Below are 13,501 nucleotides of genomic sequence, written 5' to 3'. Positions count from 1 at the left end.
CTGCCCGGGCCCTGGGGCGCGGTCCTCTACGACACCCTCACCACCCATGTGCGCACCGATCCGCCCAGGCCGCCGTTCCGCCACCGCGGCTACCTGTGGCTGGTCGACCCGGACCGCCTCCCCCGGGTGCCGTGGCCGCTGCGCCCGCTGGCCTCCTTCCGCCCGCGGGACCACCGGATCGACCGGGGAGCCCGAGAGTTGACGATCCGTCAGGACATTGCCCGGTACCTGGCCGAGCACGGCGTACGGCTCGGCGAGGGCCGGATCCTGATGCTCACCCAGGCACGGTCGCTCGGGCACGTGTTCAACCCGTTGACCGTGTACTGGTGCCGCGACGGCGCGGGCCACCCGCTCCGCACGGTCGTCGAGGTCCACAACACCTACGGCGGCCGCCACCGCTACCTGCTGCCGCCCGATCCCGCCGGCCGTGCCGAGACCCCCAAGGACTTCTACGTCTCACCGTTCTTCCCGGTCGACGGACGCTACCGGATGGTGCTGCCGGAGCCGGGGGAGCGGCTGGCCCTGACCGTCCACCTGGACCGCGGCGGCGGCCACGCCTTCACGGCCACCGTCCGCGGCACCGGCCGCCCGGCCGGCCCCGCCGCCCTGCTGCGTGCCGCGCTCGCCCACCCGCTCGCCACCTGGGCGGTCAGCCTCCACATCCGCTACCGGGGCGTCCGCCTCTGGCTGAGCGGCCTGCCCGTCCACCCCCGCCCGACCGCCGGCCCGGACCGGTGCGCGCAGCGGTCCACGCCCACGGAAGAGCCCACGGAAGTGCCCACGGAAGAGGTGCCCGCCCCATGACGACCACGGTTCCCCCGACGGCGAGGCCGACGCCCGTCGTCGATCCCGCCCGCTGGCCGGACGTCGCCAGGGTGCCGCACGTGCCGCTGCGCGCGGCCGTCGCCGGACGCCTGCTGCGCCGGGTCGCCGCGCGGCGCGGCCTGCTCGTCGAACTCCCCGGCGGCCGGGTCCTGCGGCCCGCTCCGCCCGGCGCGCCGGTGCTGCGCCTGCACCACCCGCGGGCCTTCCTCCACCGCCTCGGCGAGAGCGGCCTGATCGGCTTCGGCGAGTCCTACCAGGCCGGCGACTGGGACAGCCCCGACCTGGTCGCCCTGCTCACCGCGCTGGCCAGCGCCCCCGAGACCCTCGTCCCGGCCGGCGCGCGCTGGCTGCGCCGCTTCTACGTCCGGCGCCCGCCGGCGGCGGAACTGCCCACCGCGGCGAACGCCCGGAGCAACGTCCGCCGGCACTACGACCTGTCCAACGACCTGTTCGCCCTGTTCCTCGACCCGACGATGACCTACTCCTCGGCGCTCTTCGCCGCCGGACCGGACCGTCGGCCGACCGCCACCCGGGAGGAGCTGGCCGCCGCCCAGCACCGCAAGATCGACCGGCTGCTCGACCTCGCGGACGTCGGCCCCGGCACCCGGCTGCTGGAGATCGGCACCGGCTGGGGCGAACTCGCCCTGCGCGCCGCCGCCCGGGGCGCCCGCGTCGTCAGCCTGACCCTCTCCGAGGAGCAACTCGCCCTCGCCCGGCGGCGGATCGCCGAGGCCGGACAGCAGGACCGGGCCGAGGTCCGGCTCTGCGACTACCGCACCGCGGAGGGCGAGTACGACGCCGTCGTCAGCGTCGAGATGATCGAGGCCGTCGGACGCCCGTTCTGGCCGGACTACTTCACCGTGCTCGACCGGGTCCTCGCCCCCGGCGGCCGGGTCGCCCTCCAGGCGATCACCATGCCGCACGACCGCATGCTCGCCGGCAGTCGCAGCCACACCTGGATCCTCAAGTACGTCTTCCCCGGCGGCCGGATCCCGTCCGTGCGGGCGATGACCGAGACCGCCGCCCGCCACACCCGGCTGCGGGTGACCGGCACCGACGCGTTCGGGCCGCACTACGCCGAGACCCTGCGGCTGTGGCGCGAGCGCTTCTGCGAACGGCCCGAGGAGGTCGAGTCCCTCGGCTTCGACGAGGTGTTCCGGCGGATGTGGGAGCTGTACCTCGCCTACTCCGAAGCCGGGTTCCGCACCGGGTACCTCGATGTCCACCAGCTGCTGCTGACCCGTGCGGAGGGGGCGACGTGAACACCGGAGCCTTCCTCCTCGGCCTCGCCGCGACCGCCGCCGCGGCCCTCGTCGTCCTGCTCGTCGCGTTCGCGGTGGGCGTGCGGACCGGCCGCCACCGGGGTGTGGACGTCGCCTGGGGCCTGGCGTTCGCCGCGGTGGCGCTCACCGGGTACGCGCTGTCGGCCGGGCACGGGGACGACGGCCGCCGGCTGCTCGCGACCGCGCTCGTCCTGGTGTGGGGCCTTCGCCTGTCCGCGCACCTGTGGTGGCGCGCCCGGGGAGCGCCCGAGGACCCCCGCTACGCCGCGATGCTCTCCCGCGCCCCCGAGGGCCCGGCCCGCACCCGGTACGCGCTGCGGATCGTCTACCTGCTCCAGGCCGCCCTGGTGTGGTTCGTCGCGCTGCCGGTCCTGGCCGCCCAGTACACCGACCGGCCGCCGGGCGCGCTCGCCTGGGCGGGCACCGCGCTCTGGGCGGTCGGCCTGCTCTTCGAGGCGGTCGGCGACCGGCAGCTCGCCCGGTTCAAGGCCGACCCCGGCAACCGGGGCGCGGTCATGGACCGCGGCCTCTGGCGCTACACCCGCCACCCGAACTACTTCGGCGACGCCTGCGTGTGGTGGGGCCTGTACCTGCTCGCCGCCGACACGCCGGCCGGTGCGGCGTTCGTCCTCAGCCCGCTCCTGATGACCTACCTGCTGGCCTTCGGCAGCGGCAAGCCGATGCTGGAGCGCCGGATGGGCGCGCACCGCCCCGGCTGGGCCGAGTACGCGGCCCGCACCAGCGGCTTCCTGCCCCTGCCGCCCCGCCGGACCCCGCGGGAACCCCGAGCTCCCCGCACCCCCCAGCCCCCGTCCTCCCCGAGGTCCCCCCGATGACCGTCTCGATCGCCCTGTTCACCCAGGACCTGCGCCTGCACGACAACCCCGTGCTGCACGCCGCGCACACCGCGGCCGACCAGGTCGTCCCGCTGTTCGTGCTCGACCCCGCCGTCGCGGCCGCGGGGTTCGCCGCCCCCAACCGGCAGGCGTTCCTCGCCGACTGCCTCGCCGACCTCGACGCCTCCCTGCGGGCCGCCGGCTCCCGGCTCGTCCTGCGCACGGGCGACCCGGCCGAGCAGGCGGCCCGCGTCGCCGCCGAGACCGGCGCCGCCACCGTGCACGTCGCCGCGGGCGCGAGCGGCTTCGCGCACCGGCGCGAGGCACGGCTGCGCAAGCTCCTCGACGGCCGGCTGCACGTCCACGACGCGTCCCTGACCGTCGTCCCGCCCGGCCGCGTCACCCCGGTCGGGCGCGACCACTACACGGTCTTCACCCCGTACCACCGCGCCTGGCTGGAGGTACCCCGGCGGACCGTGCTGGCCGCACCCCGCCGGCTCGCCACCCCGGAGCACGTCCGCGGCGAGGACCTCCCCGCCGCCCGTCCGAGCTCACCCGCCCTGCCGCCCGGCGGCGAGACGGCGGCCCGCCGGCGCCGGCGGAACTGGGACGTCGACGGCTACGCCGACCTGCACGACGACCTCGCGGCCGACGACACCTCCCGGCTCTCCCCGTACCTGCACTTCGGCTGCCTGTCCCCGACGGAACTCGCCACCGACGCCCTGCGGCACGACGGCCCCGGCGCACGGGCGTTCGTCCGGCAGCTCGCCTGGCGCGACTTCCACCACCAGGTGCTCGCCGCCCGCCCCGAGGCCGCGCACCGCGACTACCGCACCCGGGACGACCACTGGCACCACGACGAGCGCGAGGCCGAGGCGTGGCGCCGGGGCCGCACCGGCTACCCGATCATCGACGCCGGAATGCGCCAACTCGCCCACGAGGGCTGGATGCACAACCGCGCCCGCCTCCTGACGGCGAGCTTCCTCACCAAGAGCCTCTACCTCGACTGGCGCATCGGCGCCGCCCACTTCCTGTCCCTGCTCGTCGACGGCGACGTCGCCAACAACCAGCTCAACTGGCAGTGGGTCGCGGGCACCGGTACCGACACCCGGCCCAACCGGGTCCTCAACCCGCTGCGCCAGGCCGACCGTTACGACCCCGACGGCGATTACGTCCGCCGGTGGGTGCCCGAACTCGCCCACCTCCCCGGCCCGCTGGTCCACCGCCCCTGGCTCCTGGACGACGGCTACCCGCCGCCGATCATCGAACCGGAGGCCCTGACCGTGCGGTTCCGGCACGGGCGCTCCTGACCCCGGGCGCTTCTGACGCCGGGCGCACGTGCCGGCCACGCCAACGGCGGGGGGGGGGGGGGGGGGGGGGGCCACACCCCCCCCCCCCCCCCCCCCCCCCCCCCCCCCCCCGCGCTCCGGTCGCGCCCTACTCCTCGGTCGGTCCGAGGTCGGCGTGCTCGCGCAGCTCCACGGTGCGGGCGCGGTGGGCAGCGTGCAGTTCCAGCACGGTGATCTCGTTCGCCCCCGGGCGCAGGACGGGGCCGGGCACGAACAGCGAGCGCTGCGGCCCGCGCGACCAGTAACGGCCGAGGTGGAAGCCGTTGACCCAGACGTTGCCCTTCGTCCAGCCCGGCAGGTGGACGAAGGTGTCGCCGGCCTCGGCCAGCCGCACGGTGCCGCGGTGGAAGGCCGGACCGACCTGGGTGCCCGCGTCCTCGGTGAAGCGCAGCGCGTCGAGGCTGCTCAGCGGCAGCGGCCGGCTGGTCCAGCCGGCCGCCTCGGCGCCGTCCAGCAGCACCCGGCCCAGCAGGCCCTTGCGGTCGTGGATGCCCGGGCCGTAGTTCACCCGGCCCTGGTTCTCCACCAGCAGGCTCAGGACGGCGCCCGCGCGCGGCGCGGTGAACGCGATCGCCCGCTCGTGCCGCTCGCGCTCCAGCACCCCGACCGGCTGGCCGTCCACGAACACCTGGGCCCGGTCCCGGACCGTCTCCGCCTCCAGCAGGACCGGCCCCGCGGCGGGCAGGACGGTCTCGTAGAGGACGAAGCCGAAGTCCTGGCCGAGCTGCTCCATGGTGAGCGGCCGTTCGGCCCGCACCGCCTCGCCCAGCGCCGGCAGGTTGGCGAACAGCGGTGCGCAGGACGTCAGTTCGACGGTGAGGGGACCGATCTTCGGTGCCCGCGCGGGTACCGGCTCGGCCGGCACGGGGGCGTACTTGGCGATGACCTGGCGGAACGCCTCGTACTTCTCGGTGGGGTCACCGGCCTCGTCCAGCGGGGCGTCGTAGTCGTAGGAGGTGACGGTGGGCCGGTAGGTGTGCTTGTCGTTGGCGCCGTTGGTGAACCCGAAGCTGGTGCCGCCGTGGAACATGTACAGGTTGACGGAGGCGCCGGTGGCCAGCACGGTGTCCAGCTCCTCGGCGGCCTGGGCGGGGTCGCGGACCACGTGGTGGCCGCCCCAGCGGTCGAACCAGCCGATCCAGAACTCGGTGCTCATCAACGGGCCGGTGCTCTGGTGGGCGCGCAGGGTGGCCAGGCCCTGCGCGGAGCGGCTGCCGAAGTTGGCCGTGGCCAGGGTCCCGGGCAGGGCGCCGCGGACGAGGTCGCCGGGCTGGTCGCAGGTGAACAGCGGCACGTCGACGCCGCAGCGGCGCAGCGTGGCGGCGAGGTGCGCGAGGTGGGCGGTGTCGCCGTCGTAGGCGCCGAACTCGTTCTCGACCTGTACGGCCAGCACCGGGCCGCCGTTGGTCGACAGGTGCCGGCGCAGTGGCGTCAGCAGCCGCTCGAAGAAGTCGTCCACCGCGGCGAGGTAGCGCGGGTCCTGGCTGCGCAGCAGGATGTCGGGATCGGCGAGGAGCCAGGACGGCAGCCCCCCGCCCTCCCACTCCGCGCAGATGTAGGGGCCGGGGCGGAGCAGGACGTGCAGCCCCTCGGCGGCGGCCAGGTCGAGGAAGGCCGGCAGGTCCAGCGCGGCGTCGAGGCGGAACTCGTCCGGGCGCGGCTGGTGGAGGTTCCAGGGGACGTAGGTCTCCACCGTGTTGAGGCCCATCAGGCGGGCCTTGCGCAGGCGGTCGGCCCAGTGGCCCGGGTGGACGCGGAAGTAGTGGAGGCCGCCGGAGATGATCCGCAGCGGCTGGCCGTCGAGGGTGAACCCCTCGTCGTCGATCTGCAGGACGGGCATGTGCTGCTGCTCCTGGGAGAGGTGGGTGCGCGGACCGGCCGGCGAGGTCCGGTCGGCCGGTCCGGGCGGGTTCGTCACCGGCCGGCGCGGGCGCGGGCGGTGGACCGCCCGGGACGCCCGCGCCGGCGGCGGGTCACGGCGCGGTGACCTTGAAGCCCTGCTGGTTGCCGTAGTCGGTGATGCGCTTCTGCCAGGCGCTCAGGCCGGTGTTGATGTCGGTCGAGATGTTCGGGCCGACGGTGTCCTTGAAGACCGAGTTGGCGTACAGCTGGTAGGGCAGGTACTGCCAGCCCTTGGCGACGGCGGCGGAGGAGTCGGCGAAGACCTGGTTGGCCTTCTGGCCGCCGAGGCCCTGCACCGGCTGGTCGAGGAAGGCCGGGTCCTTGAGCAGCTCATTGGTCGCCGGGAAGAGGCCGTTGGCGGAGAGCGAACGGACGGCCTGCGGGTCGGAGTTCAGCCAGATCGCGAAGGCCGCGGCGGCGGCCTTGTTCTTGCTGCTGCTGGTCACCGCGACGGAGGAGCCGCCGTTCTCGGAGGAGACGTTCTCGCTCGCGCTCCACTGCGGGATGGGCGCGGCGCGCCAGTCGGCCGCGGTGTCCGGGATGGTGGAGGCGATGTTGCCGGGGGCCCAGGCGCCGATGATCCACATGGCGTACTGGCCGCTGCCCATCGACTGCCACCACTCGTTGGTCCACCCCGGGGCGGTGTCGACGAGCTTGCGGTTGATCAGGGAGGTCCACAGGTCGGCGGTCTTCTTGGCGCCGGCGTCCTGGAGCTTGACGGTGACCGAGGTGGAGTCGGTCTGCTGGAACGGGCGGCCGCCGGCCTGCCAGATCAGGCTGTCCACGCCGCCGGCGTCGCCGGGGTCGATGGAGGTGATGAACCGCTTCGGGTCGGACGCCTTGATCTTGACGGCCGCGGCCTCGAACTCGGCCCAGGTCTTGGGGGGTTCGATCTTCAGCTCGTCGAGGATCTTCTTGTTGTAGAACATCGCCATCGGGCCGGTGTCCTGCGGGATGGCGTAGACGCCGTCGGCGATGGCCACCTGGGACCAGGCGGAGGCCGCGAACTTGCTCTCCAGAGCGGCGGCGCCGTAGTCCTTGAGGTTCACCAGCCGCTTGGACAGGGCGAGTTCGGGCAGCGCGAAGTACTCGACCTGGGCGACGTCGGGGCCGCCGCTGCCGGCCTTCACTGCGGTCTGGAGCTTGGTGTACTCGGTCGCCGACTGGCCGGCGTTGACGAGGTTGACCTTGATCTTCGGGTACTTCTGCTCGAAGAGCGCGACCGTCTTGTCCATGTTGGGGGCCCACGTCCAGAAGGTGAGCGTGGTGGGCGTGTCCAGGGCCTTCGCCGGGTCGGCGGGTGCGGCCTCGCCGCCGCCCGAGGAGCTGCAGGCGGTCAGGGTCAGGGCCAGCGCGGCGGCGGGCACGAGCGCGAGCAGTCTGCGGCGCGGGGTGGAGTGCGCAGGGGTCATGGCGGGCTTCCTTGCCGGGAGGTGGGGCGGGGTGGGCGGGGCGGGAACGGGGGGCGTCATTCCTTGACGCTGCCGGCGGCCAGGCCGGACTGCCAGAACCGCTGGAGGAACAGGAAGGCGACGACGAGCGGGACGATCGCCAGCACGCTGCCGGTGATGACGAGCGGGTAGAAGCCGGTGGTGGTGGCACCGCTGCCGGCCGCGCCGGTCGCCAGCGAGTTCCACTGGTTGAGGCCGACGGTGAGGGGGAACCACTGCGGGTCGCTGAGCACGATCAGCGGCAGGAAGTAGTTGTTCCAGGTCGCCACGAGGGAGAACAGCAGCACTGTGACGAATCCGGGCGCGAGCAGGCGCAGCGAGATGGTGAAGAAGGTGCGCAGCTCGCCGGACCCGTCGATGCGGGCGGCCTCCAGCATCGAGTCCGGGACGGCGCCGAGGGCGTAGACCCGCATCAGGTAGACGCCGAACGGGCTGGCCAGGGAGGGCAGCAGGACGGCCCAGGGGGTGTCCACGATGCCGACCTTGCTGAACAGCAGGTAGGTCGGCACGGCCAGCGCGGTCCCGGGGATCGCGACGGCGCCCAGGACGATCGCGGCCAGCGCGGTGCGGCCCCGGAAGCGGTACTTGGCCAGGGCGTAGCCGGCCGCGGTGGAGATGAAGGCGGCTCCGCCCGCGCCCACGACGGCGTACAGCAGGGTGTTGGCGAACCAGCGCAGGTAGATGCCGTGGTCGTAGGTCAGGACGGCGTGGATGTTGTCGAAGAAGTGGAAGTCGCGGCCGAACCAGAGCCCGAACCCGGTGGTCAGCGAGCCGGTGTCCTTCGTGCTGGACATCAGCAGCCACAGCAGCGGCAGCAGGGCGTAGACCAGCATCAGGCCCATGGCCACGGTGAGCGCCGTATTGGAACGCCTGCGCCCCCGCCCCGCCCGGCCGCTGGGGGTGTTCGCGCTCACAGGCTCTGTTCCTTTCGCATCGACCGGGCCTGCACGGCGTAGGCGACCACTGCGGTCACTCCGCCCAGGAGCACGGCGACCGCCGCCGAGTAGTTGAACTGCTGGCCGTTGAAGGCCAGGTTGTAGGCGTACATGTTGGGCGTGTAGCTGGTGGAGATGACGTCCGGGGCGAGGGACTGCAGGACGTTCGGCTCGTTGAAGAGCTGGAAGGTTCCGATGATCGAGAAGACGGTGGCCAGGGCCAGCGCGGGCCGCAGCGCGGGGAGTTTGATGCTCCAGGCCGTACGGATCGCGCCCGCGCCGTCGACCTCGGCGGCCTCGTAGAGCTCCTGCGGCACGGTCCGCAGGGCCGCGTACAGGATGAGCATGTTGTAGCCCACGTACTCCCAGGTCACGACGTTGCCGATGGAGGCGAGCATCCACGAGCCGCCGAGCAGGCGGGGCACGTCGGTGTGCAGGGCGTCGCCGATCTGGTGGATCAGCCCGAAGCGGTCGCCGTACAGGTAGCCCCACATCAGCGAGGCCACGACGGCCGGGACGGCGTACGGGACGAAGATGCCGATCCGGAACAGCCCGGGCCAGCGCAGCCGTCCGCTGTCGATGGCCAGCGCCGCCAGCAGGGCGAGCAGCAGCATCAGCGGGACCTGGACGACCAGGAAGAGGGTGACCCGCCACAGCCCGGTCCGGAAGAGCTCGTCCCCCAGGGCGCGGGTGTAGTTGTCGAACCCGACGAAGACGTTGCCGCCGACCAGCCGGTCCTGGAAGAAGCTCAGGTAGGCGGCGTAGCCGAGGGGGGCCGCGATGCCGATCACGAACACGATCAGGAACGGGGCGAAGAAGACATAGCCGAAGGACCCGTGACCGCGCCGGCTCGAACGCAGCTGTGGACGGGGCCGGCCCGGGGGCCGGACGACGGGGGCGGGTGGGGCGGGGAGTTGCGACGTGCTCACGGGGTGCCCTTCACGGCCGATGTTTACGCCAACATGAAGCTGGCGTTGAGTCTTGACCGCTGATGGCGGGGGAGTCAAGGGCCTGTCCCGGCGTGATGCGGCTTCGTGATGAACCGCCACCAGGCCTGCGGCGGCTGGTGCGTGCTGCCGGGTCGGGGGAGTCGACACCTGCCCGGTGGGTGGATGTCCGCCCTGGTCGGAAGGGGTGCCGGTGGCTGGGGTGGCCGGTTCGCCGTCCCCTCGGGGGGTGCTTGTCGGGGGCTCTCGGCCCACCGGATTTCGCCCCGGGGAGGTGTCGGCGCGGGGCGGAAAAGATTACGACCGCGTATCAGTCGGTTTACCAGCTTGACGCCCGCACGGGCGGCGAGTGTCATTGTTCCAACGCGTTTGAACATGTTGAGTTCTGAGCGTTATTGCTGATCTCGCCTCGCCGTCTTTGCCCGCTTTCCCGGTGGCGCCCCGTCGCGCCTCCGCCGCTGCACCCGGTGGGCCGTTCGCGGTCCCGCCCCCTCCCCCCACACCACCGTGCGGGCACCGACCCGGTACCCGCGCTAAGGAGCGTCCCCATGTTCCGTACCCATGGCAGCCGGGCCGCCGGCGCCGCCGGTCTCCTCCTCACGCTGGGCCTGGCCACGGCCTGTTCGACCGGTCAGGAGTCCGTGAAGTCGGGCGACGCCTCGGTGGCGCCGGTCTCCGGGAAGATCTCGATCACCTACCTGCAGAAGCAGGGCGACCAGGAGTACTTCGTCGGGGAGGCGGCGGGCGCGAAGGCGAAGGCCGCGGAGCTGGGGGTCGACCTGAAGGTCGTCAATCTCGGCAACGACGCGAACAAGACCATCAGCGAGGTGCAGTCCGCGGTCGCACAGAAGACCAATGGTGTGATCATCGTGGTGCCGGACCCGGCGGTGGGGCCGCAGGTCGTGCAGACCGCGCGGGATGCCAAGGTGGCGCTGCTGACCTCGGACGACCAGATCTGCGCCAGTGGTCCGGACCCGGCGGCGTGCTCGAAGGACGACCTGGTGTCGCGGATCGGGTTCTCCGGGCTGCAGATGGGCGGCGAGGTCGGCAAGCGGGCCGGTGAGGAGTTCAGGAAGGCGGGCTGGAACCCGGCGGAGACCCGGGTGATCTCGGCGTGGAAGCAGGACGTGACGGTCTGCGGTGACCGGGTGAAGGGTGCGAAGGAGGCGTTCGCGGCCGCGGTGCCCGGGGTGCAGAACATCGACGTGGCGACGGACAACACGCCGACCGGCGCGCAGGACAAGATCGCGGCGACGGTGACGGCGAACCCGGGTGTGAAGAACTGGGTGCTGTGGGGCTGCAACGACGAGAACGTGCAGGGCGGGGTGACGGCGCTGCAGAACGCGGGCATCTCGGCGGACCACGTGATCGGGGTGGGTCTGGGCGCGTACCTGGCGTGCAAGGACTGGAGCGGCGGCAAGCCGACCGGGATGAAGGCCGCGCTGTTCATCAACGGCAAGGACGTCGGCGCGCTGGCCGTGCAGACCATGTACGACAAGCTCAAGAACAGCAAGGACTTTCCGAAGGAGGCCTTCGCGCCCACCACCATGGTCGACGCCACGACCTGGCAGAGCGCCGGAGTCACCTGCAGCTGACCCCCCTGAACCGGCCCGCCCCCACGCCCCCACGGGGCCGGCCCGGCCGCCTCCGGCCCCGTCATGGTCGGAGGCGGCCACTCCACCTGCCTCCGGCACCCTCCCGCACTACCCCTTGAGGTGATCCGTCATGACCACAGCGCACGGCCCGTCCAGTCCAGGGTCCCGGCCACCCACCGGAGCGGCCGCTGTCGTGGCAGTCACCAAGCGGTTCGGCGCCGTCCAGGCACTGCGCGGGGTCACCCTCGACTTCCCGGCCGGTCAGGTGACCGCGTTGATGGGGGAGAACGGGGCGGGCAAGTCGACCCTGTTGAAGATCCTGACCGGTGACCACCAGCCGACCGAGGGCCACGTCGTCCTGGACGGCCGCCCGCTGGCCCTGTCCTCACCGACCGACGCCCGCCGCGCCGGGATCCGGATCATCCCCCAGGAACCCGAGATCATCCCGCACGTCTCGGTCGCCGAGAACGTCTACGCCGGCTCCCTGCCCCGCAGGGCCGGCCGCCGCCTGGACCGCGCCGAACTGCGCCGGCGCATCACCACCGACCTGTCGCGCCTCGGCTTCGCCGGCGTCCTGGACCCCGACCTGCTCGGCTCCCAGCTCACCCCCGCCCAGCGCCAACTCGTCGAGATCCTGCGCGCCCTGACCGGCGACGCCAAGGTCATCGCCTTCGACGAACCCACCTCCTCGCTCTCCGAGCACGAGGTCGACGCCCTGTTCGCCCTCATCCGCCGCCTGCGCGACCAGGGCGTCGCCGTCATCTACGTCTCCCACCGCATGCAGGAGATCTTCCAACTCGCCGACCGCATCGCCGTCCTGCGCGACGGAGCCCTCGCCGGCGTCCAGGACGCCGCCACCACCACCGAGGGCGAACTCGTCCGCCTCATGGTCGGCCGCGACCTCAGCAGCATGTTCTCCCGCCAGGACGTCGCCACCGACCGCGTCGTCCTCGACGTCCGGAACGTCACCACCGACGCCGTCCACGACATCACCCTGCGCGTCCACGCCGGCGAAGTCCTCGGCCTCGCCGGCCTGATCGGCGCCGGACGCTCCGAACTCGCCCTCGCCCTCGCCGGCGACCTGCCCATCCACTCCGGCACCGTCACCCTCGACGGCCAGCGCCTGCCCTCCGGCAACCCCGGCGCCGTCATCCGCGCCGGCCTCGGCCTGGCCCCCGAGGAACGCAAGGCCCAGGCCCTGTTCCTGCAGCGCTCCATCCGCGACAACACCTCCCTCGTCGTCCTGGAACGCCTGCGCCGCCTGCGCTTCGTCCGCCGCGGCGCCGAACGCGAACTCGCCCAGGACTACACCGACCGCCTGCGCGTGCGCACCCCCTCCATCGAGCACGAGGTCCGCAAACTCTCCGGCGGCAACCAGCAGAAGGTCGTCCTCGCCCGCTGGCTCGCCCGCAAGCCCAAGGTCCTCATCCTCGACGAACCCACCCGCGGCATCGACGTCGGCGCCAAGGCCGAGATCTACCAGATCATCGCCGACCTCGCCCAGGAAGGCATCGCCGTCCTGGTCATCTCCTCCGAACTCCCCGAAGTCCTCGGCCTCGCCGACCGGATCGTCGTCATGCAGAACGGCCGCATCACCGGCGAACTCCCCCGCGCCCGGGCCACCGAGGAAGCCATCCTCGCCCTCGCCATGGCCGACGACATCACCGGCCGGACCGCCTCCGCCGGTTCGACCGCCCCGGCCCGCCCGACCGCCCCCACCCTCCCTGGAGCACCCCGATGAGCACGACCACCCCCTCCCCGGCGGTGAAGAACCGGCCCGCGCCCGCGCCCGCGCCCGCACCCGCCGCGCGCCGGAGGCCCCTGCTCGCCGCCGTCGGCGGTCAGAACCTGAGCCTGATCGGCGCCCTCGTCCTGGTCCTGGCCCTGTTCGGCATCCTGAACGACAACTTCCTCAGCATCACCAACATGCAGGTCATCGCCGAGGCCGCCACCATCACCGGCCTCCTCGCCGTCGTCCAGACCGTCGTCATCATCTGCGGCGGCCTCGACATCTCCGTCGGCTCCCAGGTCGGCATCGCCTCCGTCGTCTCCGCCATGGCCTTCACCTCCGCCGGCTCCAACGCCCTCGCCGGCATCGCCGCCGCCATCGGCATCGGCATCGCCGTCGGCATCCTCAACGGCGTCGTCATCGTCTACGGCCGCGTCAACCCCACCATCGCCACCCTCGCCGGCCTCGCCGCCTACAAGGGCATCGCCCAACTCGTCTCCAACGGCCGCGCCCAGGGCTACGTCCTCAACAACGACCTCTTCGTCTTCCTCGGACGCGGCAAGATCGCCGGCCTGCCCGTCATGGTCTGGCTCCTCATCCTCGTCGCCACCACCGTCCACCTCCTCCTCAAGTACACCGACATCGGCCG

The 13,501-nt window shown here is 72.8% G+C and carries 11 protein-coding genes; 7 read left to right on the top strand and 4 right to left on the bottom strand.

Going from position 1 to position 13,501, the window contains the following annotated elements; translation table 11 throughout:
* The 4 genes from ACZ4UX_RS35755 to ACZ4UX_RS35740 are packed head-to-tail and all read left to right on the top strand — an operon-like array spanning position 1 to position 4,254.
* Positions 1-804 (top strand): DUF1365 domain-containing protein, encoded by an 804-nt coding sequence (locus ACZ4UX_RS35755; protein WP_465709718.1) that lies wholly within the window; start codon positions 1-3, stop codon positions 802-804.
* Positions 801-2,087: a class I SAM-dependent methyltransferase gene (locus ACZ4UX_RS35750; protein WP_465709690.1), complete on the top strand. Its 1,287-nt coding sequence runs from the start codon at positions 801-803 to the stop codon at positions 2,085-2,087. Before ACZ4UX_RS35755 ends, ACZ4UX_RS35750 begins: the two co-directional genes overlap by 4 nt.
* The gene (locus ACZ4UX_RS35745; RefSeq protein ID WP_465709689.1) at positions 2,084-2,944 is read left to right on the top strand and encodes a DUF1295 domain-containing protein; all 861 of its coding nucleotides are present in this window, start codon (positions 2,084-2,086) and stop codon (positions 2,942-2,944) included. Before ACZ4UX_RS35750 ends, ACZ4UX_RS35745 begins: the two co-directional genes overlap by 4 nt.
* Positions 2,941-4,254: a cryptochrome/photolyase family protein gene (locus tag ACZ4UX_RS35740; RefSeq protein ID WP_465709688.1), complete on the top strand. Its 1,314-nt coding sequence runs from the start codon at positions 2,941-2,943 to the stop codon at positions 4,252-4,254. Before ACZ4UX_RS35745 ends, ACZ4UX_RS35740 begins: the two co-directional genes overlap by 4 nt.
* 127 nt (positions 4,255-4,381) lie before the next feature.
* Here ACZ4UX_RS35740 and ACZ4UX_RS35735 read toward each other — a convergent pair whose 3' ends face one another.
* From ACZ4UX_RS35735 to ACZ4UX_RS35720, 4 genes are all read right to left on the bottom strand, one after another.
* Positions 4,382-6,133, bottom strand: a complete 1,752-nt coding sequence (locus ACZ4UX_RS35735; protein WP_465709717.1) for a glycoside hydrolase family 35 protein — start codon at positions 6,131-6,133, stop codon at positions 4,382-4,384.
* A gap of 133 nt (positions 6,134-6,266) precedes the next feature.
* A complete protein-coding gene (locus ACZ4UX_RS35730; RefSeq protein WP_465709687.1) occupies positions 6,267-7,607 on the bottom strand; it encodes an ABC transporter substrate-binding protein in 1,341 nt (446 codons plus the stop codon).
* Between the two features lie 56 nt (positions 7,608-7,663).
* Positions 7,664-8,560: a carbohydrate ABC transporter permease gene (locus tag ACZ4UX_RS35725; protein ID WP_465709686.1), complete on the bottom strand. Its 897-nt coding sequence runs from the start codon at positions 8,558-8,560 to the stop codon at positions 7,664-7,666.
* Complete coding sequence (locus ACZ4UX_RS35720; RefSeq protein WP_465709685.1) at positions 8,557-9,510, bottom strand: carbohydrate ABC transporter permease; 954 nt, start codon at positions 9,508-9,510, stop codon at positions 8,557-8,559. The genes ACZ4UX_RS35725 and ACZ4UX_RS35720 overlap by 4 nt, the downstream gene beginning before the upstream one ends.
* Positions 9,511-10,076: 566 nt before the next feature.
* Between ACZ4UX_RS35720 and ACZ4UX_RS35715 the strand changes: the two genes are divergently transcribed.
* From ACZ4UX_RS35715 to ACZ4UX_RS35705, 3 genes are all read left to right on the top strand, one after another.
* Entirely contained in the window at positions 10,077-11,123 is a 1,047-nt protein-coding gene (locus ACZ4UX_RS35715) for a substrate-binding domain-containing protein (RefSeq protein ID WP_465709684.1), read from the top strand.
* Positions 11,124-11,253: 130 nt separating this feature from the next.
* Positions 11,254-12,864, top strand: coding sequence for a sugar ABC transporter ATP-binding protein (locus tag ACZ4UX_RS35710; RefSeq protein ID WP_465709683.1), 1,611 nt, complete (start codon positions 11,254-11,256; stop codon positions 12,862-12,864).
* A partial coding sequence (locus ACZ4UX_RS35705; protein ID WP_465709682.1) for an ABC transporter permease occupies positions 12,861-13,501 on the top strand: 641 nt, incomplete at its 3' end. The genes ACZ4UX_RS35710 and ACZ4UX_RS35705, both read left to right, overlap by 4 nt.

It is taken from the genome of Kitasatospora sp. NPDC028961 (genome assembly GCF_055564815.1).
This window is presented reverse-complemented; position numbering and strand designations above follow the sequence as displayed.